The 22,063-nt window shown below is 66.2% G+C and carries 18 protein-coding genes; 4 read left to right on the forward strand and 14 right to left on the reverse strand.

The window, feature by feature from the left end; genetic code table 11:
• Positions 1–2: 2 nt before the first annotated feature.
• The 6 genes from HNH97_RS08010 to HNH97_RS08035 form a co-directional block, all read right to left on the reverse strand.
• Entirely contained in the window at positions 3–917 is a 915-nt protein-coding gene (locus HNH97_RS08010) for an MlaE family ABC transporter permease (RefSeq protein WP_171790535.1), read from the reverse strand.
• Positions 914–3,259: an adenylate/guanylate cyclase domain-containing protein gene (locus HNH97_RS08015; RefSeq protein WP_171790536.1), complete on the reverse strand. Its 2,346-nt coding sequence runs from the start codon at positions 3,257–3,259 to the stop codon at positions 914–916. The genes HNH97_RS08010 and HNH97_RS08015 overlap by 4 nt, the downstream gene beginning before the upstream one ends.
• 151 nt (positions 3,260–3,410) lie before the next feature.
• A complete protein-coding gene (gene dnaQ / locus HNH97_RS08020) occupies positions 3,411–4,094 on the reverse strand; it encodes a DNA polymerase III subunit epsilon (RefSeq protein WP_171790537.1) in 684 nt (227 codons plus the stop codon).
• On the reverse strand, positions 4,091–4,699 hold the full coding sequence (gene coaE / locus HNH97_RS08025; RefSeq protein ID WP_171790606.1) for a dephospho-CoA kinase: 609 nt from the start codon (positions 4,697–4,699) through the stop codon (positions 4,091–4,093). Before coaE ends, dnaQ begins: the two co-directional genes overlap by 4 nt.
• A gap of 44 nt (positions 4,700–4,743) precedes the next feature.
• Positions 4,744–5,652, reverse strand: coding sequence for a shikimate dehydrogenase (locus tag HNH97_RS08030; RefSeq protein ID WP_407716837.1), 909 nt, complete (start codon positions 5,650–5,652; stop codon positions 4,744–4,746).
• Complete coding sequence (locus tag HNH97_RS08035) at positions 5,649–6,446, reverse strand: N-formylglutamate amidohydrolase (RefSeq protein ID WP_171790538.1); 798 nt, start codon at positions 6,444–6,446, stop codon at positions 5,649–5,651. Before HNH97_RS08035 ends, HNH97_RS08030 begins: the two co-directional genes overlap by 4 nt.
• Before the next feature lie 231 nt (positions 6,447–6,677).
• Here HNH97_RS08035 and argH point away from each other — a divergent pair, with 231 nt between their 5' ends.
• Both argH and HNH97_RS08045 read left to right on the forward strand, forming a co-directional pair.
• Positions 6,678–8,117, forward strand: a complete 1,440-nt coding sequence (gene argH / locus HNH97_RS08040) for an argininosuccinate lyase (protein WP_171790539.1) — start codon at positions 6,678–6,680, stop codon at positions 8,115–8,117.
• Positions 8,114–8,293: a hypothetical protein gene (locus HNH97_RS08045; RefSeq protein WP_171790540.1), complete on the forward strand. Its 180-nt coding sequence runs from the start codon at positions 8,114–8,116 to the stop codon at positions 8,291–8,293. Before argH ends, HNH97_RS08045 begins: the two co-directional genes overlap by 4 nt.
• 116 nt (positions 8,294–8,409) lie before the next feature.
• Here HNH97_RS08045 and HNH97_RS08050 read toward each other — a convergent pair whose 3' ends face one another.
• The gene (locus tag HNH97_RS08050) at positions 8,410–8,832 is read right to left on the reverse strand and encodes a cytidine deaminase (RefSeq protein ID WP_171790541.1); all 423 of its coding nucleotides are present in this window, start codon (positions 8,830–8,832) and stop codon (positions 8,410–8,412) included.
• Positions 8,833–8,924: 92 nt separating this feature from the next.
• Between HNH97_RS08050 and lysA the strand changes: the two genes are divergently transcribed.
• Complete coding sequence (lysA, locus tag HNH97_RS08055) at positions 8,925–10,283, forward strand: diaminopimelate decarboxylase (protein WP_110912903.1); 1,359 nt, start codon at positions 8,925–8,927, stop codon at positions 10,281–10,283.
• Positions 10,280–13,057 carry a DUF4175 domain-containing protein gene (locus HNH97_RS08060; protein ID WP_244949362.1) on the forward strand — a complete coding sequence of 926 codons (2,778 nt, stop codon included), beginning with the start codon at positions 10,280–10,282 and terminating at the stop codon, positions 13,055–13,057. Before lysA ends, HNH97_RS08060 begins: the two co-directional genes overlap by 4 nt.
• Positions 13,058–13,233: 176 nt before the next feature.
• Here the strand turns inward: HNH97_RS08060 and HNH97_RS08065 are convergent, their stop codons facing one another.
• The 7 genes from HNH97_RS08065 to glmU all read right to left on the reverse strand — a co-directional run bounded on the left by HNH97_RS08065 (position 13,234) and on the right by glmU (position 22,014).
• Positions 13,234–15,861 carry a cation:proton antiporter gene (locus HNH97_RS08065; RefSeq protein ID WP_171790542.1) on the reverse strand — a complete coding sequence of 876 codons (2,628 nt, stop codon included), beginning with the start codon at positions 15,859–15,861 and terminating at the stop codon, positions 13,234–13,236.
• Positions 15,862–16,114: 253 nt separating this feature from the next.
• Complete coding sequence (locus tag HNH97_RS08070) at positions 16,115–16,747, reverse strand: thiamine phosphate synthase (protein ID WP_171790543.1); 633 nt, start codon at positions 16,745–16,747, stop codon at positions 16,115–16,117.
• Complete coding sequence (locus tag HNH97_RS08075) at positions 16,744–17,517, reverse strand: thiazole synthase (protein WP_110093970.1); 774 nt, start codon at positions 17,515–17,517, stop codon at positions 16,744–16,746. The genes HNH97_RS08070 and HNH97_RS08075 overlap by 4 nt, the downstream gene beginning before the upstream one ends.
• Before the next feature lie 9 nt (positions 17,518–17,526).
• Complete coding sequence (gene thiS, locus HNH97_RS08080) at positions 17,527–17,724, reverse strand: sulfur carrier protein ThiS (RefSeq protein WP_171790544.1); 198 nt, start codon at positions 17,722–17,724, stop codon at positions 17,527–17,529.
• Positions 17,725–17,749: 25 nt separating this feature from the next.
• Positions 17,750–18,739 (reverse strand): FAD-dependent oxidoreductase, encoded by a 990-nt coding sequence (locus HNH97_RS08085; protein ID WP_110912904.1) that lies wholly within the window; start codon positions 18,737–18,739, stop codon positions 17,750–17,752.
• A gap of 54 nt (positions 18,740–18,793) precedes the next feature.
• Positions 18,794–20,617, reverse strand: coding sequence for a glutamine--fructose-6-phosphate transaminase (isomerizing) (glmS, locus tag HNH97_RS08090; RefSeq protein ID WP_171790545.1), 1,824 nt, complete (start codon positions 20,615–20,617; stop codon positions 18,794–18,796).
• A complete protein-coding gene (gene glmU / locus HNH97_RS08095) occupies positions 20,617–22,014 on the reverse strand; it encodes a bifunctional UDP-N-acetylglucosamine diphosphorylase/glucosamine-1-phosphate N-acetyltransferase GlmU (RefSeq protein ID WP_456305400.1) in 1,398 nt (465 codons plus the stop codon). The genes glmS and glmU overlap by 1 nt, the downstream gene beginning before the upstream one ends.
• Positions 22,015–22,063 lie beyond the last annotated feature (49 nt).

A 22,063-nucleotide genomic window follows, 5' to 3' on the forward strand; every position in this document is an offset into this window, starting at 1 on the left:
CGTCAGAAATCCAGCATGAACAGGATGTTGACCACCATGATGAGCATGATGCCACGGGCGAAACCACGCGGCATCAATGTCGCGATCGTATCATTGTTGCTGACGGTCAGGCCGGAAACACACGCCCCCAGACCGACAAAGAACCCGACGAGGAGGAATTTGAGCGGGATGATCAGGTAATCCCACGTCGTCATCGCCGTCAGCACGTTGAAGAAGAACGTCCAGACCGAGGAATTGATCGCCCCCGTCGCATGGGCCACGAAAAAGCCCATCAGCAGGGAGACCAGCGCAAAGATCATCCCCAGCGCGAACCCGCCAAGCGTAAAGGCGAAGGCGCGCGGCATCACCAGCGTCAGGAACGGATCGAGGCCACGCGCCTGCATGGTGCGCACCTCCCCATTGAGCACCATCAGCCCGATTTCCGTCAGCGACAGCATGCCGCTGCGGCCCAGCAGGATGATGCCCACCAGGATGGGCGTGATTTCACGGACAAGGACGGAAACGAGGATCGACCCCGTCATCTGCGCCATGCCTGCAAAGCCGAGCCAGTACGCCGCCTGCGACACCACCATCAGTCCGGCCAGCGTGGCGGTGACGACCGTGCTGATCAGGCCCCCGCTGAGGACCTGCCGCAGGCAGTGGCGGAATTCGAAGATGACCGGCCTGCGCCATGAATTGGGCCGCAGGCTTTCGCGGAAGGTTCCCCACCCCGCACCCACCAGCATGAGGGTAAAGCGCACCTGATGGCGGACAAAGCGCCCGATCGCCGCAAGCCATGGCGCAACCCGGAACAGCAGCCGTACAAGCGGCGGCGGCGGTGCGGCGGGTGCGTCAACCGTCCCCGCCGCCGGGTGGGGCGGGGGCGTGGCGGGCGCTCCCGCCGATACGTCAGGGGATGTGGGATCGTTCGGGGTCATCGCCGTCCGGCCAGCACGTAGGTCCGTGTCAGGCCCATCCCCGGCACGAAGAAACGTCCACGTTCACGGAACAGGAAGGACTGACGCAGGCTGAGATACATTTCCTCCGTCACCTGGATGGTGCCCGCATCCGGCGCGCCCTGCGCCATCAGTTCGGCCATGCCCATCGCATCGCCCCACAGGTTGAACACCCGTGGTTCCTGCCCCAGCAGGCCGCCGAAGACCGGGCCGACATCGATACCGATGCGGAAGACCGGGTCGAGGTCCGCCTTCGCCAGCATCGACATCGTCACTTCACGCATCGACAGCGCGGCGTTGGCCATCCTTTCGGGGGCGCTCTTGTCCGGGGTCTTGGAACACCCGGCCACGCAGACCAGCCTGTGGCCCAGCATGCGGATCGAATACAGGCCGTAATGACGGGCGATGTCCTGCAACTGCTGCGCCATTGCGTCAATCAGCTTCAGGTTTTCCGACGGGTCGTTCTGCGCCGTCATCACCATGTCCGACAGGCTGATGACCATGATCGCCACGGCCGGATAGAAACCTTCCAGCTTGCTGGGATCGACATCAAGCGGATACGCGCCATCGACCTTGAGCGACCCCGGCGGCACCAGGAAGCCCTGGCTGGGATCGGGGGCTTCTTCCTGCACCTTCTCGTTATCGGCGAGTTCGGCGCGCGCCGCCTCGACGGCGGTGTAATGCTGGGCGGAGAAGCGGGTCGCGGCGATGCCCGCGATCATGTCCACGAAATGCGTGACCAGCGACGCCTGCGGCGCGTCCTCCAGCGTGATGACGCCCACGGGACCGTTCGCCCCGAGGATCGGGCCGAGGAACAGGCTGTGGCTGCCCATCGAACGCATGTAGAGGCGGTAGAAGTTGGCCGTGCGCTCATCCTTGGAGGCATCGGCGACCAGCAGCGAATCCCCGTGGGAGACGGCGTCGAAGAATGTCTTGAGTTCACTGGTGGACAGTTCGAACCCGCCGGAATGGGCATCCTGCTGACGGTCGTACGAATCGATGCACATCAGCGTGGCGCCATCATGCAGGATGCGCCAGATCCCCGCACGCCGCGCCTGCGACAGGTCCACAAGGCTTTCCGTCAGGATCAGCGCGTCATCGGACGGGTTGAACAGTTCGGGATAGGACGCGACCGTCTGCAGCGAATGGCTTTCGTAATTGGAAATCGCGCGGAAGCGTTCAAGGTCATGCTGCACATGTTCCGTCTTGCGCCCCTGCCGGAACAGCAGCACCGCAAGGATGGAGGACATGATGACGACAAGGAAGGCGAAGAACAGGTTCTGCCGCCCGTCAGCCTTGGCGAACTGTGCGAAATCGCTTTCGGGCGCGACAAGCATCAGCACCCAGTTCTGTGACGCCAGCGGCACCGGCGACAGCATGGCGATGTAGTTCTGCCCCTTGCTGCGGATGGTGCGCGTGCCATAGCTGTGGACGCGGTACTGATCGAACGCCTTGGACATGACCGGGTAATGCACTGGATCAAGCAGCATCTTCGCCGGGTCGCCGTGGGCCGCGGCCTCGATCTCGTGCATCTTGTGGCCGGCCAGCACGTGGCCCGACTGGTCCAGCAGGATGCCATGCCCGCTGCGCCCGATCTTCAGCGCATCGAGAAAGTCCGTCAGGTGGCTGAGCGACATGTTGATGGCATAGACGTAGGTCTTGCCGGTCGCCGTGGTATAGGGCATGCCCGCCGAAATCGCCATCTGCTTGGTGACCTCGACGATATAGGGCGGGGTCCAGACCATTTTTCCCGCCTTGACCGCCTCCTGGTACCACACATGCAGCCGCGGGTCGTAGTCGTTGGCCTTGGTCTTCTGCTCGCTGACAAGCTTGCCGCTGTCATCGAAGATGTGATGGATGAACGTGGCGTTGGGCGTGCCCTTGTCCTGCAGGGTGATCTGCTCCAGCCCCTTGTTGTCGGGGCCGCGCTGCACCAGGCTGAAATTGCCGTCACTGTCGGCAAGGTAGTAGGACTGGATCTGCGGCACGTTGCGCAGCATGCTGCCGCTGTAGCCGTAGAAGATCTTGTCCTCCACCGAAGGGTTGCCACGCTGGAGCATGTCGCGTGCGATCACGGCCCCGGCCGATGCGGGGGCGAGGTAGTTGTTGACCTCGTTGCCGACATATTCCTGCTGGCTCAGCAGCAGGCTGTGGGTCAGGCTCAGCGCCCCGTTGCGCACCGTGCGGTAGGAATGCCAGCCGACACCGGCAATCACGGCAATGACCATCAGGACCCCGGCGACGGGAATCCCCACATGGGTGACAAAGCGCCTGAACTGATCGGAAGGGGCAACCGAGGGATCGACAATCTCGTCCGGGGACACTGCTCTCTTCCTGTCTTTACAATAACCTGACGCTACGCCCGTACGATCCTAGATCATGCAGGCGCGAAGGGCCACACCCCCAAGCGCATGAAAGCGATGACAAGGGGACAACGCAAACCCCGGATGCCTCACATCCCGGCGAAAAAAACCTTCAGGCGCGCCACAATGGCTCCGCCAGCGCGTCCACGAATGTGGCATGCGCCGCAAGTTCCGCCGCCTCCGGGGTGATCCGCACCACCGCATGACCCGCGGGGCGGGCATATTCATAGGTCGCGGTCGGGGCGCCGCCCCCTTCCTCCACCGACAGGCCAAGGCCACGCTGCCTGCCGCCGCTGAGTTCGATATACACCTCGGCCAGCAGCTTGCAGTCGAGCAGGGCGTTATGGGTCGTGCGCGCCGACAGGTCGATGGAAAAGCGGCGGCACAGCGCATCGAGGCTGTTGGGCATCCCCGGGAAACGCGCGCGTGCAATCTGCAATGTATCAACCATGCGCGACATCGCCAGTTCCGGCAGTCCCGCACGCCGCAGTTCGGCATTGAGGAACCCGAAATCGAACGCTGCATTATGGGCGATCAGTTCGTCATCGCCGATGAATTCAAGGAATTCCGGTGCGATGTCCGCGAATTTGGGCTGCCCCTCCAGATCCGCGCGGGTGAAGCCGTGCACGCGCGACGCCTCCTCCGGCACGTCGCGCTCGGGGTCAATCAGGACGCGGTAACTGCGCCCGCTTGGCAGGTCGCCGATCAGTTCGAGGGCCGCGATCTCGATCACGCGGTCACCGGTCAGCGGGTCAAGCCCCGTGGTTTCGGTATCGAACAGGATGGAACGCTTCATGTGCGGCCCCTTTCTTCTGCATGGCGCAACGACGCCACGACCGTGCGGACCTGCCGCCATGTCAGCGCGCGCGACAGTCCCGTAAGGATAACGTGATCGGCGCGCGCCCGGCGCTGCCGGTCATCCATCTGCCGCGCGATGATGGCATCCACCTGTGCGCGGTCCATATGCCCACGCGCCAGCACGCGATGGCGCTGTATCCCGCGCGGCGCGCTGACGGCGATCACGCGGTCACATAACGCATCCATCCCCGCCTCATACAGCAGCGGGATGTCAAGTACTGCCATCGGGCAGCGTGCGCGGCGCGCGGCGCGCAGGAACGCACCGCATTCATCACGCACCATCGGGTGGATGATGCCCTCAAGCTTCCTGAACAGTGCGGGATCCGCCATGACCGCCCGCCGCAGCGCCGCACGGTCCAGCACCCCATTGCGCACCGCACCGGGGACAAGCCGGCCGATGGCGGGCAGCGCCCGGCCGCCGGGGGCCTGCAGGCGATGCACGACGGCATCGGCATCGAACACCCGCGCGCCCAGCCGACGGAGCATCGCGCCCACCGTGCTCTTGCCCATCCCGATACCGCCGGTCAGCCCCACGACGATCATGCCGCGCCTGTGGCGCCCATATCCACGCATGCCGACAGGCCCGGTCAGGATTCCTCACCCCGCAGGTCGGCATCGAGCAGGGCCTCGACCTCCGGCCCGATGACGGGATCGGTGCCAAACCATTTGCGAAAGCCCAGCCGCGCCTGATGGATCAGCATGCCCAGCCCGTCCACGCATCGCAGGCCGCGCGCCGCAGCAGTGCGCAGCAACGCCGTCTGGCGCGGGACATAGACGATGTCGCACACCACCAGCGCAGGCGTCGCCAGCGCCAGGTCAACCGGCAGGTCGCCCGGCGGCCCACCATGCATCCCGACAGAGGTCGTGTTGACCAGCATGTCGCACCCCGGCAGCACCGTCCCCAGCCCGTCCCAGGGCGCGACATCGACCATCGCGCCCGCCTCCGCATCCGCGCGCATGGCGTCCGCCAGTTCGTGCGCACGCGCCGCCGTGCGGTTGGCGATGGTCACCGCAACCCCACGGTCCAGCAGGCTCGCCGCGATGGCCCGGGCCGCGCCACCCGCGCCAAGCAGCAGCGCCCGCCCGCCCGTCACCGCGATGCCGTGCGCCTCCACATTGGCGACGAAGCCGTCACCATCGGTCGAATATCCTTCGATGGCGCCGTCGGGCGCAAAGACCAGCGTGTTGACCGAACCGGAACGCCGCGCCGAACGGTCCAGCCGGTCAACGATGCGAAAGGCCGCTTCCTTGTGCGGGATCGTGACATTGGTCCCACGAAAGCCTGCCGCCTGCAGGCCGCGCACCGCAACGTCAAACGCGCCGGGCCGCACCGGCAGGGGCACATAGGCCCCGTCAATTCCATACTGCGCCAGCCAGAAATTATGCATCAGCGGCGAACGCGAATGCACCACGGGCCAGCCGATGACACCCGCCAGCGCCGTCCGTCCGCCGATCCTGCGGGGCGTGGGAAGTGCCTGCATGTCCGCCTGCGTCATGCGCCCATCCCTTCCCATGCCTGTGGCAGGATCCGCGCAAGGCGGTCCGCCCATTCACGCTGTCCTTCCTCCGTCGCGATCAGGTCCTGGCGCACCTCCAGTTCCAGATAGGCAAGGCCACGCCCTTCGGCATGGGTGGGTATGGTATAATCGCTGACATCGGTCAGGGCATAGGGTTCGTTATTGCCGATGACGAGGCCCTCTTCACGGGCCAGGAAATCGCGCACCCGCAGGCCGAAGGCAGGGTTGCGGTTATGCAGGACCCCGGCATGCCACGGGCGGCTGACCCCGTTCATTTCCGGCGTGAAGCTGTGCAGCGCCACCACGACGACCGGCAGGCCCGCGGCACGGCGTGCCGACAGTTCGGTCGCGATCCGGTTGTGGTAGGGGTGGAAGATCTCCTCCACCCGCGCGCCTTCATCCTCGACCGACAGGTCAAGGTTGCCCGGCACCTGCGTGCCGTCGCTTTCGCGCACGATGGAGGTCGGATGCCCCGGCGCACGGTTGCAGTCGATCACCAGCCGGGAATAGGCCTGCTCGATCAGCAGGCTGCCAAGCTGCCCGGCCAGCGCCCTGCCCATCCCGGCAATGCCGATATCCCACGCGATATGCCGCGCGCGGTCCTCCTCGGCCACGCCAAGGTCACCCAGCCGCTGCGGGACCGCGCGACCGGCATGATCGCTGACGAACAGGAACGGCGAATCGCCCCCGTGTGTGCCCGGCATCGTGGCGGAGGGGCCAAATTCAACCACCGGCGACGGATCTTCGTCGCCCAGAAGGCGCGTCATGTTCATGGCGGTCCCGACAACTCCTGTCCGTGATCTTGCATTTTGGCAGACCCTACCGGCCACGACGCCCGAACGAAAGGGGCGCGGGGAATTCTGTTCCGGTGCCCCGGCCCACTTCTGCGTCATGACCGTGCGCCAGCACGCGATTGCGCCCGCCGTTTCCCGTCATTAGGGTGCGTCGGTCGCGCCGGGGCGCGGCATCCGATGGGTCCGTACAGATGGCTGGGGCACGACGACATGTCTGCAAATGAAAAGAACACCACCAACACGCATCAGGCGAACGCCCAGTGGGGCGGCCGTTTCGCCGGGGGACCTGCGGCCATCATGCAGGACATCAATGCCTCCATCGGCTTTGACAGGGCGCTGTGGCGGCAGGACATCGCAGGGTCACTGGCGCATGCGGCGATGCTGGCGAAGACCGGCATCATCACCACCGGGGACGAGGCGGAGATCCGCAGGGGCCTGAACGAAATCGCCGCCGAGATCGAGGCCGGCACCTTCGACTTCAGCACGGCACTCGAAGACATCCACATGAATATCGAGGCCCGCCTGTCCGAACGCATCGGCGAGGCCGGCAAGCGCCTGCACACCGCGCGATCGCGCAATGACCAGGTCGCAACCGATTTCCGCCTGTGGGTGCGCGACGCCATCGACGGCCTCGATGCGCAGGTCGCGGCCCTGCTTGAAACCCTGTGCACCCGCGCGCTGGAACATGCCGCGACCCCCATGCCCGGCTTCACCCACCTGCAGACGGCGCAGCCCGTGACGTTCGGCCACCACCTGATGGCCTATGTCGAAATGCTGGGCCGTGATCGCGGGCGGCTTTCGGATGCGCGGCGCAGGCTCAACGAATCCCCGCTTGGCGCGGCGGCGCTGGCGGGCACGTCCTTTCCCATCGACCGGGAGATGACGGCCCGCGCGCTCGGCTTCGACCGCCCGACGGCCAATTCGCTCGATTCCGTGTCGGATCGCGATTTCGCGCTGGAATACCTCTCCGCACTGTCGATCATGGCGATGCACCTGTCGCGTCTGGCGGAGGAAATCGTCATCTGGTGTTCGGCGCCCTTCTCCTTCATCCGCCTGTCCGACGCCTTCACCACCGGGTCGTCCATCATGCCGCAGAAGCGCAACCCGGATGCGGCCGAACTGATCCGGGCGAAGGGCGGGCGCATCACCGGCGCGCTGGTCGGCCTGCTGACGGTGATGAAGGGGCTGCCGCTGGCCTATGCCAAGGACATGCAGGAGGACAAGGAGCCCGTCTTTGCCGCGACCGATGCCGCCGCCCTGTCGCTGGCGGCGATGGATGGCATGATCCGCGACCTCAGCGTCAATGAGGAACAGATGCGCGCGTGCGCCGGGTCGGGCTTCTCCACCGCAACCGACCTTGCCGACTGGCTGGTGCGTGTCCTGAAACTGCCGTTCCGCACCGCCCACCATGTCACCGGCCGCCTTGTGGGCAAGGCGGAGGCGCGTGGCGTGGACCTGTCGCAACTGACGCTGGAGGAGATGCAGGCCGAGGAAGCAGGCATCACCGCCGATATCTTCGACGTCCTGACGGTGGAGGCCTCGCTGGCGTCGCGCACCAGCCATGGGGGCACCGCGCCGGACAATGTGCGCGCGCAGGCCCGGCGCTGGCAGAAGGCGCTGGCGGCGGAAAAGGGAGCACACAAGGCATGAACACCCGCCACGCACGACAGCGCCGGGGGCGCATCGCATGGGTCCTGACCTGCCTTATCGGGCTTTCGCTGGTGGGCAGCATGCTGGGTGCCTGCGGGCGAATCGGCTCGCCCCAGCCGCCGGGACCGCGCTCGGACTTCACCTACAACCGCAGCTACCCCGCACCTGACCGTTAAGGGAGAATCCGAAGAAGTCTATTGGTGAAGCTTTTTTCAAAAAGCTTCAAAGGGACGCCGCCTTTCAGAAAAAAGGCGGCACCCGAAAGCCCTTGGTTCTTCACGAAGACAGACGGTCACAGGTTCTCCGGCCCAAACCCGTCAGGCAGCAGGTCCCCAAGGGTACGCCGCGCAAGGATATTCCCCTGCGGATCGACCATGTCGATCTCCACGGAGGCGGCTGCGAATTCGCGGATTTTCTGCCGGCATCCGCCACAGGGAAAACAGGGCTGCGGCCCGCCGCCGCACACGACGACCCTACGCAGGGACCGCCCGCCCGCAGCCACCATCGCGGCGATGGCCCCGGCCTCCGCGCAGGTGCCTTCGGGATAGGCCGCATTTTCGACGTTGCAACCCGCAAAGATGCGACCGTCCCCATCCTCCACCGCGGCGCCCACCGCGAATCCGGAATAGGGTGCATGGGCATTGCCCCGCACCGTGACCGCGGCCTCCGTCAGGCGTTGTCCGGGATGCGGGGCCACCGGGTCGTGATGTTGCATGATGCCTTCTTCCTTTCCTTCGTCCCTGTCATGACGTGCACCACGATGAATTGCACCTTGGAAGCTGCCGGGTGAACCGGTATCCTGTCGCGATGGCTGACACATTTTCCACTCACCCGGGGCAGGACCCGACATTACAGGACCTGCTGGCCGCGCGCCCTGCCCTTTCGATGCATGCCATCGACGGGCTGGTGTTCGAAGATGTCCCCCTCAATGCGATCGCCGATGCGCTGGGCACGCCCACATGGGTGATGGGCGCGCAGACCCTGCGCACGCGCTATCACCGGCTGGACCGGGCGATGCGTGATGCGGGGCTGGATGTGGACATCCATTTCGCGGTGAAGGCGAACGACCACCTTGCGGTGCTGAAGATCCTGCGCACGCAGGGGGCGGGGGCCGATGTCGTCAGTGGCGGCGAACTGCGCCGCGCCATGGCCGCAGGCATCCCCGCGAACGAGATCGTCTTTTCCGGCGTGGGCAAAACCCGGGCGGAGATGGAACTGGCGCTGCATCACGGCATCGCGCGGATCAATGTCGAAAGTGCCGAGGAACTGGACCTGCTGTCGGCGGTGGCCGTGGCGTGCGGGCGCACGGCCCCCGTGGCCCTGCGCATCAATCCCGATGTCGATGCCGGCACCCACGCCAAGATCACGACCGGGCTTGCGGGCAACAAATTCGGCATCCCCTATGACCGCGCGGTGGAGCTTTACGCCCGCGCGGCCAGCCTGCCGGGCATCCATGCCGCCGGGGTTGCGGTGCATATCGGCAGCCAGATCGAACGGATGCAGCCCTATCGCGCGGCCTATGCCCGCGTGGCCGACCTTGTCCGCGCCATCCGCGCGCGTGGCCTGGGCGTGGAGGTCATCGACTGCGGCGGCGGGCTTGGCATTTCCTACCGCCATGAAACCGAAGGCGCGCCAGAGGCCCTGGCCCATGCCATCCGCGCGGAGCTTGGCGATCTGGGCACCCGGCTGGAGATCGAGCCGGGACGCTGGCTTGCCGGGCCTGCGGGGCTGCTGCTCAGCACCGTTGTCCTGCGCAAGCGCGGATATGACGGGATGCCGCCCTTCATCGTGCTGGACGCGGCGATGAACGACCTGGCCCGGCCCAGCCTGTATGACGCATGGCACGGCATCATCCCGCTGTCGGCCCGCGATGCCGTGGCCCCTGCGGAACAGGTGCATGTCGTCGGCCCCGTATGCGAAAGCGGCGACACGTTCGGCCATGACCGCACCCTGCCCCGCCTGCATGATGGCGCGCGCGTGGCGCTGCTTGATACCGGGGCGTACGGCATGGTCATGAGTTCGACCTACAACGCGCGCGCCATGGCAGCCCAGGTGCTGGTTGACGGGTCACGCTGGGACGTGATCCGCGCGCGCCAGAAGATCGAAACCCTGTGGGAGTGCGACATCATCCCCGAGACCCTGACCCGTCCCGCCGGAGCAGAATGACGCAGGCGGGCGACATTCCGGCCGGCACACCGGCACGCGGCCCCACGACGGCATCGGTGTCGGACATGTCCTCCTTTGCCGCACGCCTTGCACGGGTGCGGGGGCGGACGCGGCGTGTCCTGTGGGTCGAACGGCTGTGGCCCATCATGCTGCCGATTGCGGACGTGGCGGGGGGCGTCGCCCTCCTCGGCCTGCTGCGCATTCCCCAGCGCCTGCCCGATGGCGTGCATGCCGCGGCACTGCTGGCGCTGGGCGCGGGGTGCGCGGCATGGGGCCTGCGCCGTTACCGTCAGGGACATGCGCCGGACGACGCCACGCTCGACCGGCGTATCGAACAGGCATCGGGCCTGGCGGATCGTCCATTGCAGACCCTGCTCGACACGCCTGCGCGCACTTCGGCCGACCCTGCCGCCACCCGTGCGGCGGAGGCCCTGTGGCGCATCCACCTGCAGCGCACCGGCGCACGGATCGGACGGCTGAAGGCCGGGTGGCCACGACTGTGGCCCGTGGGGCGCGAAACGTCATGGGCGACACTGGCGCTGGCGCCACTGCTGGCGATCGGCCTGATCTGGGCCGGGCCAAGCGCACCGGGACGGATCGGGGCGGCGTTCATTCCCGGCACGGATGATGCGGAGGCACCGCGACCGCAGATCCATGCGTGGATCACCATGCCCTCCTACGCCCCCGGCGCGCCGGTCTTCCTTGACGAACGCAGGGGCACGGCCACCGTCCCGGCGGGCGCCGTGCTCAGCGTAACCGTAACAGGCCTGCATGGCACGCCGGTCCTGCGTGCGCGTCCGGCCACAAAGGGCGCGAGCATCGGCCCCCACACATTCCATGCGCTGGACCCGGCCAACTGGTCGGTGGAGGCCCCGCTTCTGGCGGATGGCGCGCTGAGCCTGCGCGGACGCGGACGGGTGCTGAGCCAGTGGGACCTGAAGGTGACGCCCAATCCCGCCCCCCTCGTCACATGGGGCGCGAACCCCGGCGCGACGGATGGGGAATGGCGCACGCGCCTGCCCTACAAGGTCTCGCAACCCTATGGCATTGCCTCGCTGCGTGTGGAAATGCGCCTGCCGGGGGACGAGCATGTGGCCCATGCGCGCGTGCTGTCGGTGCCGATCCCGCTGAACGGGCATCCCCATTCGGCCGAGGCCGTGGCCACGCCGGACCTGTCATCCGACCCGTGGGCGGGCGAGGATGTCATCGCCACGCTGGTCGCGACCAGCGACAGCGGCATGAGCGCGACCTCCGCCCCGGTGCATTTCCGCCTGGGCGCGCGGGTGTTCCACAACCCGATGGCCAAGGCACTGCTCGATATCCGCAAGCGCCTCGCCCTTGGCCGTGAAAGCCGCTTTACCGCAGGCGAGGAACTGCACGGCCTGGGCATGACCTCCGCGCCGATGACCCACAGTCCGGGCCTGATGATCGCCCTGAGCAGCGTGTCCTACCTGCTCAGCCTGCATGAGGTGGACACCGCGCAGGCCATCGAGCAGGCGGTGGGCCGGTTGTGGTACCTGGCGCTGGATGTCGAACATGACCGCCATGACGACATCGCCAACAGCCAGGCCGATTTCGACATCCAGATGGCCGAAGAAGCCCTCGACGCGCAGATCGAGCATATGCGCGAACCCGACGGCAAACCCACCCATTCGGCGCAGGCGCAGGCCGAACTGCAACGCCGCGTGCAGGCGCTGAAGGATGCGATCCAGCGCAAGATGCAGGCCCTGATGGAACAGGCGATGCGCGACCATTCCGCCATCCCGGCCATGCCCGAAATGTCGCAGACAGGGGAGCAGAACCTGTCGCGCATGATGCAGCAGTTGCAGGAGGACGCCGCCAACGGGCGTTCCGCCGATGCGCTGGACAGGCTCCACCAGATGGAGGACATGGCCAGCCAGATGCGTAACGCGACACCGCAGGACATCATGCAGGCCGCGCGCCAGTATCAGGCACAGCAGGACATGCGCGAGCAGCAGGCCGCCCTGCGTGACCTGATCCACCAGCAATCCACCCTGCTGGACCACACCCAGCAGCGGATCGAGCAGGACGCGGCCAGTGCGGCGGCGCGCCAGACCGACATGGACACCATGAATGACGACGAAGACCTGTCGAACCTGTCCACGCCGGAACTGCTGCGGCGACTGGGCCTGACCCCGTCGGGACAGCAGGCCGCCCCGCAGAAACAGCCTCCCCCCGCCGAAAGCCAGACGCCCGAAGCGCATGAGGAACAGCAGCATGCCGACCGTGCGACACAGCATGCGCTGGCCCGTGCGCTGCATGAACTGCAAAAGGAGTTCAAGACCCTGAGCGGCAAGGATGTCCCGGCGCTGAAGCAGGCGCTGTCGGACATGAAGGCCGTGCGCACCGCCCTGACGGCGGGCAAGGACCCCGACGCCGCCACGGCGGAACGCAAGGTCCTGGCGGACCTGCAGAAAGGCGGCCAGCAGATGCGCCAGTCGGCAAAAGGATCGGGCAAGGGCATGACGATCTTCCTGCCGTCACTGGCCGGAAGCAAGGGATCCGGCGGGTCGAAACCCGGACAGCCAGACGAGGAAGAAACCCCCGACAGCGCCAGCAAGGAACCGCGTGACCCGCTGGGCCGCAAGACCGGCGATGGCAATGCGGGCATGGACAGTGACACCCACGTGCCCGACAAGGCCGCCCGCGAACGCGCGCGCGAGATCGAGCAGGAACTGCGCCGCCGCGATTCCGACCGCACCCGGCCGCCGGAGGAACTGCAGTATCTTGACAGGCTGCTGCAGTCGTTCTGATCCGGTTTTTTGTCGGATGAAGGTTTTTGGATCAGAAGGCGATATCCAAAAACTTTTATTCTTCTTCACCAGCCTTCGCGAAGGCTGCATCTTTCGAAGCTTTTTGAAAAAAGCTTCACCAAAAACGTCTTAATGACTGGATGATGATTGTGCGGGCAGGGATTATCCCCCTGCCCTCAATCCTTTTTATCGGGGTCCGTGTCCTCGCGCATCGGCAGGGCGGAGGTGACAGGCGCGATCGCCAGTTCGATCGCATCGTCGGATGGCGACACGCCCGGCCTGTCCTTGCCCTCCCCCGGCAGCAGCCGTGCATCGGGCAGTTCCCCGTCCGCACGCGCCTGCGCCAGCTTCATCAGGTTGTCACGCACAACGGGATATTCCTCCACAAGGCGGCGGAAGGTGCGCGCACTCATCGTCAGGAAATGCCCGAACTGCAATGACCTGCTCGTCGCGGCGACACGCGCACCGGTCAGGGCTTCTTCCGCGCCGATCACCGCCCCCGCGCCAAAGCGGACATCACGTTCGGCGTAATGCGTCTCCGCCAGGCCCGCGCTGATGAAATAGATGGTGTGGACTTTCTGCCCGCGCTTGTACAGCCGCTCCCCGGGGGAGGAGAAATGCAGCGACATCTTCATCGACAGGTCATGCAGCACCCCGTCAGGCAGCCCCTTGAAGATGGCGAACCCGTGGATACGGCTTTCGATCCCGGCCTTGATGTTGAACTTCAGCCGGAAATCCAGATGCGCGCGCCGCTGCTCCACATCGCGGTGCAGTTCACGATGCAGTTCATCGCTGAGCAGGGATTCCGACAGGAGGGAGTCGTATTTCTCCTCCTCCAGCCGCAGGGCCACCTGCCGCAGCATCCGGTTCTCCAGCGCCTCGGAATAACCATGGTAGTGCAGGCGCAGGGTCTGCAGGGCCTCATCCAGCAGCTTGCACTGACGGCCCAGCACCTCGCCGACGATTTCGCTGATGCGCACGCCCAGCGTCGGCTCCATGCGCGTGCGCATGAACCGCGTCAGGGAGAGGGAGACGAAATGCGCGATCATCAGCATCTCGAACCGTTCGGTCATGCAGTACATCAGCGGCAGGTCGAAATGCAGGCGGTGATGGATCGCCTGCGCGATGCGGAACCGCAGCGACGGCTTCAGCCTGCGCCGCAGCGCGCGGACGTAGCCAAAGCGTCCCTCCAGCCGCGCGCCATCGACCATCGCCTCTGCCGAGCGCAGCAGCGTTTCCATCACCCTGCGCGACAGGCCCTGTATGCGGAACAGGTCCAGCAGGATGGAGCGTTCGCGGTTGCCGATCACGATCAGCGCCAGCGTCACGCGCTGCCGGTCGCCCAGCGCGGTATCGAACGTGTTGGCCTGCTGTTCCGTCGTCACCCGACGGTCGAGGAACTGCACCACCGAGTTCGTGACATTGCGTGAAAAGCCGAGTTCGCCCGCAACCTCGCGCGTCTGGTCGCGCACTTCGCCCAGTCCGATGGCAAGGATCTGATGGCGCAGCGCCTGGTCGATCAGCGGCAACTGGTCCAGTTTCAGGAACAGCACGAGATAACGCAGCGTCGTGCCATTGACGAACAGGGTAATCAGCACGAACCCCGTGGCGATGATGCCGATGAAGTGCGCGATCTGGGTGGAGACATGCTCGTTCTCCGTCACGGCCAGCGCCAGCGCCAGCGTGATCGCGCCACGCAGCCCACCCCAGACCATCGTGATCTTGAACGGGGTCGGCACCGGCGGCGACAGGCGGGTGGCGGCAAGGATGGGCAGCATCCCGAACACCACGGACGCACGCGCCAGAAGCCCCGCCCCCGTCGCGATCAGGATCAGCACGCAGTCCCAGCGCGTCATCCCCGCCAGCAGGCGCGGCACCAGCATGGAGGCCAGCACGAACACCAGCGACCCCGCCCAGAAGACAAGCTGCTGCCACAGTTCATTGAGGAAGCGCCATGTCTGCGGCCGGAAGGTGGAAGGGCCGTAGATGGAGATCGTCAGCCCCGACGCCGCCGTGGCGACCACGCCGGAAAAGCCGAGGAATTCGTCACACACGATATAGGACAGGTACGGCAGCGCCACCGTCAGCGTGATCTCCGCGGCGGGCGCGGCCCCGATGGTCGCGATCAGCATCAGCGTCAGGCGGCCAAAGACCACCCCGATCACCAGCGCGCCGGCGAACGACACCAGGAATTCCAGCACCGCGCCACCCAGCATGATCTTGTGATGCGCGGTGATGGAGGCCAGCAGGATGGAGAAGATGGAAATCGCCGCCGCATCATTCAGCAGCGCCTCCCCCTCCACCAGTCGGGTCAGGCGGCTGGCCGCGCCAATTTCCTTGAATATCCCCGCCACGGCGGACGGGTCGGTCGTCGCCACGATGGAGCCAAGCAGCAGGCACACCGCCAGCGGCAGGCCCGCGAACGGATACAGCGCCAGCCCGATCGTGGCCGTGGACACCACCACCGCCACCACCGCCAGCAGCAGCACCGTGGCCGTTTCATGCGCCAGACGCCGCACGTCAATGCCCAGCGCGCCCTGAAACACGAGGATCGGCAGGAAGATCAGCAGGAACGCTTCGCTGTTGAGCGGGAAATCCAGCAGCGTTTCAGCCGCACCACTGAAAATCTCCAGATGCGCGCTGCGCAGGACAAGGTCCGCCACCCCGCCGATGACAATGCCAACGATGGCGAGCAGAACCGTTTCCGACAGTTCCAGACGACGGGCAATCGGCTGTACGGTACTGACGACCACCAGCAACATGGCAATCGCCATCAGAATTGCCGCAAGACCCGCTATCGCCATTCAACGCCCTCAAATTCTGGAAACCAGATCCCCGTTCCGGACCATCCTGTCGTGCAACCATGGACAGAATATGTCCGCCACCCGAAGATTTCCCGTCCGGGCGGGGATAAAAAACGCCACGTCACCATTTTTCACCCGTCCCGATGACGGGCGGCCGGCCTGCCGTCCTAACCTGGCATGTCGTTCATGAAAATTCCGCCTACACCTCGATTGTATTTATGCCACATCCTCGTTGCAGATAATACACAGAATTTCAGGCCCCCGCACCGACCGCGTCCCCGGCCACCTGCGTCGCCTCCAGCCACGCCCGGACCTGCCCCGCGGGATCGGGCATGCGGATGAAATCCGACACGGCGGAGACGCAGTCGGCACCGGCCGCGATGCATGACGGCGCGCGCGCCAGCGTAATTCCGCCAATGGCCACCAGCGGCAGGTCCCCCACCAGGCGCTTCCATTCACGCAGGCGCTCCACCCCCTGCGGCCCCCACGGCATTTTCTTCAGTTTTGTGGGCCATACCGGCCCCAGCGCAACATAATCGGGACGCACATCCAGCGCGCGGTGCAGTTCCTCGTGACTGTGGGTGCTGACCCCGAGGCGCAGTCCGGCACGGCGGATCGCGGGCAGGTCGGCCTCATCAAGGTCCTCCTGACCCAGATGGATGAAGTCGAGTCCTTCCTCGATCGCGACCTGCCAGTAGTCATTGAGCACGAGGCACACACCATGCGCCCGCGCCAGTGCGGCACCGTGGCGTATTTCCGCACGCAGCGCGTCCCCGTCCATGTCCTTGAGCCGTAACTGTATCAGTTTTGCACCGGCCTGCCCCAGGGTCGCGATCCAGTCCGCACGATCCACGACGGGGTAAATGCGCGAGGGAAGCGCCCTCATGCCAGCACCGCCTGACCGATCGTGGGCGTGGAGGGCACGGCCATGTCGCGCGCCTCCATCGGGTCGGCGACATAGGCCATGCGCCCGGCCTCCACCGCCATGGCGAAGGCGCGGGCCATCTCCACCGGGTTGCCCGCCTTCGCCACCGCCGTGTTGATCAGCACCGCGTCATAGCCAAGTTCCATCGCCTGCGCCGCATGCGACGGCACGCCGATTCCCGCATCAACCACCAGGGGGATGTCGGGGAAATGCGCCCGCAGCGCACGCAACCCGAACAGGTTGTTCAGCCCCTTGCCCGACCCGATGGGGGCACCCCACGGCATCAGCACCTCGCACCCCGCGCGCAGCAGGCGTTCCGCGCCGACCAGGTCCTCCGTCATGTAGGGGAAGACCTTGAACCCGTCCTCGCTGAGGATGCGCGCGGCTTCCACAAGGGCGAACATGTCAGGCTGCAGCGTATCGGATTCCCCGATCACCTCCAGCTTGATCCAGTCGGTGCCGAACACCTCGCGCGCCATCTGCGCCGTGGTCACGGCCTCGCGCACGCTGTGGCAGCCTGCGGTGTTGGGCAGCACCGGCACGCCAAGGTCGCGGATCAGGTTCCAGAATGCCTGTCCCGCGCGCTGCCCCGCCGATTCACGGCGCAGCGACACGGTCACGACGCCTGCATTCGCATGCCGCACCGCATCGGCCAGGATTTCGGGCGAAGGGTATTGCGCCGTCCCCAGCATGAGGCGGGAGGACAGTTCCGTTCCATAAAACCGGGTCATGTCGCGTGCCTATCCCCCCTGCATCGGCGCCAGGATTTCCACCCGGCACCCTTCATGAAGCGGCTGCGCGCCACGCCGGGCGGCGGCGATGAAATCGCCATCGACGGCGGTCGCGACACAGGCGTCGCCATAGCCAAGTTCGCGCAGCAGGGCGTCGAGCGTCCGCACGCCAACGTCATGAACTTCCTCGTTCACAAGGATCTTCATCCGCATTCTCCTCGCTTTGCGCCGATCAGGAACCGAACACGATATCCGCCGCTTCCCGCGCCCGCACGGGCGACAGTAGGAAGCCATGGCGATACATGCCATTCACATAAATTCGCTTACCATCGCGCCGGACGGCAGGCATGTTGTCCGGATATGACGGGCGCAGGCCGGTTCCGGTTTCCAGTATTTCCGCCTCGCCAAAGGCCGGATGCAGGGCATAGACCGCACCGAGGAGTTCCACCATCGAGCGCAGCGTCATGCCACCGGCGTTTTCGCTTTCGATCATCGTCGCTCCCACCATGAACACATGGTCAGCGCGCGGGACAATGTAAACCGGGATGCGCGGATGCAGCATGCGCACCGGCCGCGACAGCGTGACATCGGGGCAGCGCAGCAGCAGCATCTCGCCCCGCACGCCGCGCATGTCCGACATCACGTCGCGCGCGGCAATGCCGGTGCAGTCCACGATCCAGTCATAGGCCCCTTCGTCATACGTCACGGGCGCATTGCACACGACCCGACCGCCCAGCGCCTCCACCCGGCGGCCCAGCGCCATCAGCGCGTCACGCGGGTTGACGTGGCCTTCATGTTCGAAAAACAGCGCACGGGAAAAACGGTCGCCCAGTTCAGGCTCCAGTTGCGCGATCTCCGCCTCCCCGATCGTGCGGAAATGCGACGTGCGCCGCCCGAACCGCGCGATTTCGCCCACATCGCGCGCGGGCGCCAGCACCAGCGTGCCGTTGCGCACCACGTCGGGCACATGCGCATCCCACCAGTCGAGCGAGGATAGCGACTGCGCCGTCACCTCCGGCGTCGCGGACTCCGCCTCGCACCACGGGGCGAGCATCCCGCCCGCCTTCCACGACGCGCCGGAACCGATGCGTGGCCCGCGTTCATGCACCACCACGCGCGCGCCGCGTTCGGCCAGGGTCACGGCGGCCGTCATGCCCGAAACCCCCGCGCCAAGCACCAGCACGGACGGGCCGTGGGCGGATGGCGCGGACTCGGCAGACATGTGCGGCGGCTGTGACATCGGCTGGATCCTTGATCTGTCGTGGGGGCGGGAACGCTATTCCACCGTGACCGATTTGGCGAGGTTGCGTGGCTGGTCCACGTCCGTCCCCTTCAGCAGCGCCACTTCGTAGGCGAGTATCTGCACCGGGATGGTCTGCACGATGGGGGCGGTGAATTCGTCCACCGTGGGAACCTCCACCACCACTTCCGCCACATCGCGCAGGCGGGGCGCGCCCTGCGTGTCGGTAAAGACCAGCAGTCGCCCGCCACGCGCCTTCGCCTCCTGCAGGTTCGACAGCGTCTTGTCGAACAGGCGGCCCGACGGCACGGTCGCGACCACCGGCACCGTGCGGTCGATCAGGGAGATGGGGCCATGCTTCATCTCGCCCGCGGCGTAGGCCTCCGCATGGATGTAGGTGATTTCCTTGAGCTTGAGCGCCCCTTCGAGCGCCACCGGAAAGGACGACCCGCGTCCCAGATACAGCACGTCGCGCGCGCCGGCGACGATGGCGGCCATGCGGCGGATCGCGTCGCGCTGCTCGAACACCTCGTTCGCGCGGCTTGGCAGGTCGAGGAGCGCGGTGACCATCGCCTCCTCGGCGGCGGCGTCCAGATGCCCGCGCGCGCGCCCGAGTGCGACCGTCAGGCAGGCAAGGACCGAAAGCTGCGCCGTGAACGCCTTGGTGCTCGCGACCGAGATTTCAGGCCCCGCCACCGTGCCCAGCACCGCGTCGCTTTCGCGCGCCATGGTGCTCTGCTCCACATTGAGGACAGAGACGATATGCTGCCCTGCCTGGCGCATCCCGCGCAGAGCGGCCAGCGTGTCCGCCGTCTCCCCCGACTGGGAAATCAGCAGCCCAAGCCCACCGGGCACCAGCGGCGGATCGCGATAGCGCATCTCGCTCGCCACATCGATATCGACCGGCAGGCGCGCATACTGCTCCAGCCAGTAGCGGCCGATCATCCCGGCATAGAAGGCGGAACCACATGCCGTCACCACCGCGCGCGGCACCGTGGCCAGGTCGAACGGCAGGTCCGGCAGCACGACGCGCCGCGTGGCGGGGTCGATCAGGCGCTGCAGCGTCTGTCCGATCACGACGGGATGTTCGTGCAGTTCCTTTTCCATGTAATGCCGGTACCCATCCTTGCCCACCGATCCCGCGATCAGCGCGGTGGTGCGGATGGGGCGCGTGACGGACCTGCCCTCCATGTCGAAGAACTCCGCCCCCTGCGGCGTCACGATGGTCCAGTCCCCGTCATCGAGATAGGCGATGCGGCGCGTCAGCGGCGCCAGCGCAAGGCTGTCGGAGCCGAGGAACATCTCGTCCTCGCCAAACCCCACCACCAGCGGCGCGCCATGGCGGGCACCGATGACCATGCCGTCATGCCCGGCAAAGATCATCGCCAGCGCATAGGCCCCCTCCAGACGTTTCAGCGTCTCATGCGCCGCATCGCGCGGGGAGAGGCCACGGCGCAGGTGATAATCGATCATCTGCGCGATCGTCTCGCTGTCGGTATCGGTGGAGAAGGTCTGGCCCGCCGCCTCAAGTTCGCGGCGCAGCTCCTCGAAATTCTCGATGATGCCGTTATGCACGACCGAGACGCGTTCGGTGCCATGCGGGTGGGCGTTGTTTTCCGTCGGCGCGCCATGCGTGGCCCAGCGCGTATGCCCGATTCCCGTCACCCCGGGCAGCGGCACGCGCGCCAGCACGCTGGCGAGGTGGTCAAGCTTGCCCGCCGCACGACGACGCTCTACATGGCCATTTTCCAGCGTCGCGATCCCCGCCGAGTCATAGCCGCGATATTCAAGGCGACGCAGCGCGTCGAAAATGACCGGGGTGGCCTGATTCCTGCCAACGACACCGACAATGCCACACATCAGCCACGCTCCTTCGCTGCCTTGAGCCGGTCGCGAAAGGCCCTTGCGTATCCGGCCTTGTTGTCCTGCCCCGCCCGTCCGAACGCCATGGCGTCGTCGGGCACGTCCTTTGTAATCACGCTTCCGGCCGCGGTGATTACCCCTGCCCCCAGCGTCACTGGCGCCACAAGGATCGAATCCGACCCGATGAAGCTGCCTTCACCAATGACGGTCGTGTGCTTGAACACGCCATCGTAATTGCAGGTGATGGTCCCTGCACCGACATTGGTCCGCGCGCCCACCTGCGCATTGCCCAGATAGGTCAGGTGATTGGCCTTCGCCCCCTCGCCCAGCGTCGTGGCCTTGAGTTCGACGAAGTTGCCGACATGGGCGCGCGCGCCGACATCGCTGCCGGGACGCAGGCGGGCATATGGCCCGATCAGCGCGCCCTGCCGGACCACGCATCCTTCCAGATGGGAGAAGGAGCGGACCTCCACGTCGCGCTCCACCGTGACACCGGGGCCGAAGACGACATGCGGATGAATGACCACGTCCGGGGCCAGCACCGTATCAGTGCACAGGAACACCGTGTCCGGCGCCACCAGCGTCACGCCCTTTTCCATCGCGTCATGGCGCAGGCGCCGCTGCACGCTGGCCTCCGCCACGGCGAGTTCGGCGCGCGAATTGATGCCGCGCAGTTCGTCCTCCGACGCCACGACGGCGCGCACGCACACGCCATCGGCCACGGCCTGCGTCACCACGTCGCCAAGGTAGTATTCACCCTGCGCATTGTCGTTGCGCACCTCATTGAGCCAGCGGCGGAAATCCTGCGCATCGGCGCACAGCACGCCCGCATTGCACAGGTCGATAGCGCGTTCCTGCGGCGTGGCGTCGGCCCATTCGACAATCCGCACCACATCGTCACCCTGCGTCACGACGCGGCCGTACCGCCCCGGATGGGCGGGCCGCATCGCCAGCAGCGCAAGGCCCACGCCCGGCTGCCTGCGGCAGGCGAGCAGGTCGCGCATGGTCTGCGCGGTAATCAGCGGGTTGTCGCCATACAGCACCGCGACATCGCCCGTGCCGAAATACGCCTCCGCCTGCAGCGCCGCGTGCGCGGTGCCAAGGCGGTCGGCCTGCACCACCACCGCATGCGGCGCGGCGAGGGCCGCGACATCCTCCATCCCCGGACCGACGACGACCACGATATGGTCGAACACCTGTTCGGCGTTATCGAGCAGATGGCGCAGCATCGGCCGCCCCGCAAGCGGATGCATGACCTTGGGCCGTTCGGAACGCATGCGCGTGCCCCGCCCGGCGGCAAGGATGACCGCCGTGGCCTGACGGGACGGGGAAGGCGAGGATGGGGAAGATGGAATGGTGCTCATGACTTTTTGCGGGTAGCCCCCGCCCGGCAGACCTGTCAAACCCGGAGAGGAACAAGATACCATCACTTAGATTTTCCGA

Source organism: Gluconacetobacter entanii, assembly GCF_013155425.1.
Classification (GTDB): Bacteria; Pseudomonadota; Alphaproteobacteria; order Acetobacterales; family Acetobacteraceae; genus Novacetimonas; species Novacetimonas entanii.

What these genes read in the sequence shown, in the direction of transcription:
- glmS (WP_171790545.1), bottom strand. Translation starts at nt 20,617, where the DNA reads ATGTGTGGCATTGTCGGTGTCGTTGGCAGGAATCAGGCCACCCCGGTC.
- HNH97_RS08030 (WP_407716837.1), bottom strand. Translation starts at nt 5,652, where the DNA reads ATGACGCAGGCGGACATGCAGGCACTTCCCACGCCCCGCAGGATCGGC.
- argH (WP_171790539.1), top strand. Translation starts at nt 6,678, where the DNA reads ATGTCTGCAAATGAAAAGAACACCACCAACACGCATCAGGCGAACGCC.
- HNH97_RS08010 (WP_171790535.1), bottom strand. Translation starts at nt 917, where the DNA reads ATGACCCCGAACGATCCCACATCCCCTGACGTATCGGCGGGAGCGCCC.
- HNH97_RS08070 (WP_171790543.1), bottom strand. Translation starts at nt 16,747, where the DNA reads ATGAGGGCGCTTCCCTCGCGCATTTACCCCGTCGTGGATCGTGCGGAC.
- HNH97_RS08060 (WP_244949362.1), top strand. Translation starts at nt 10,280, where the DNA reads ATGACGCAGGCGGGCGACATTCCGGCCGGCACACCGGCACGCGGCCCC.
- HNH97_RS08045 (WP_171790540.1), top strand. Translation starts at nt 8,114, where the DNA reads ATGAACACCCGCCACGCACGACAGCGCCGGGGGCGCATCGCATGGGTC.
- HNH97_RS08050 (WP_171790541.1), bottom strand. Translation starts at nt 8,832, where the DNA reads ATGCAACATCACGACCCGGTGGCCCCGCATCCCGGACAACGCCTGACG.
- HNH97_RS08035 (WP_171790538.1), bottom strand. Translation starts at nt 6,446, where the DNA reads ATGAACATGACGCGCCTTCTGGGCGACGAAGATCCGTCGCCGGTGGTT.
- HNH97_RS08075 (WP_110093970.1), bottom strand. Translation starts at nt 17,517, where the DNA reads ATGACCCGGTTTTATGGAACGGAACTGTCCTCCCGCCTCATGCTGGGG.
- HNH97_RS08085 (WP_110912904.1), bottom strand. Translation starts at nt 18,739, where the DNA reads ATGTCTGCCGAGTCCGCGCCATCCGCCCACGGCCCGTCCGTGCTGGTG.
- dnaQ (WP_171790537.1), bottom strand. Translation starts at nt 4,094, where the DNA reads ATGAAGCGTTCCATCCTGTTCGATACCGAAACCACGGGGCTTGACCCG.
- HNH97_RS08065 (WP_171790542.1), bottom strand. Translation starts at nt 15,861, where the DNA reads ATGGCGATAGCGGGTCTTGCGGCAATTCTGATGGCGATTGCCATGTTG.
- thiS (WP_171790544.1), bottom strand. Translation starts at nt 17,724, where the DNA reads ATGAAGATCCTTGTGAACGAGGAAGTTCATGACGTTGGCGTGCGGACG.
- coaE (WP_171790606.1), bottom strand. Translation starts at nt 4,699, where the DNA reads ATGATCGTCGTGGGGCTGACCGGCGGTATCGGGATGGGCAAGAGCACG.
- lysA (WP_110912903.1), top strand. Translation starts at nt 8,925, where the DNA reads ATGGCTGACACATTTTCCACTCACCCGGGGCAGGACCCGACATTACAG.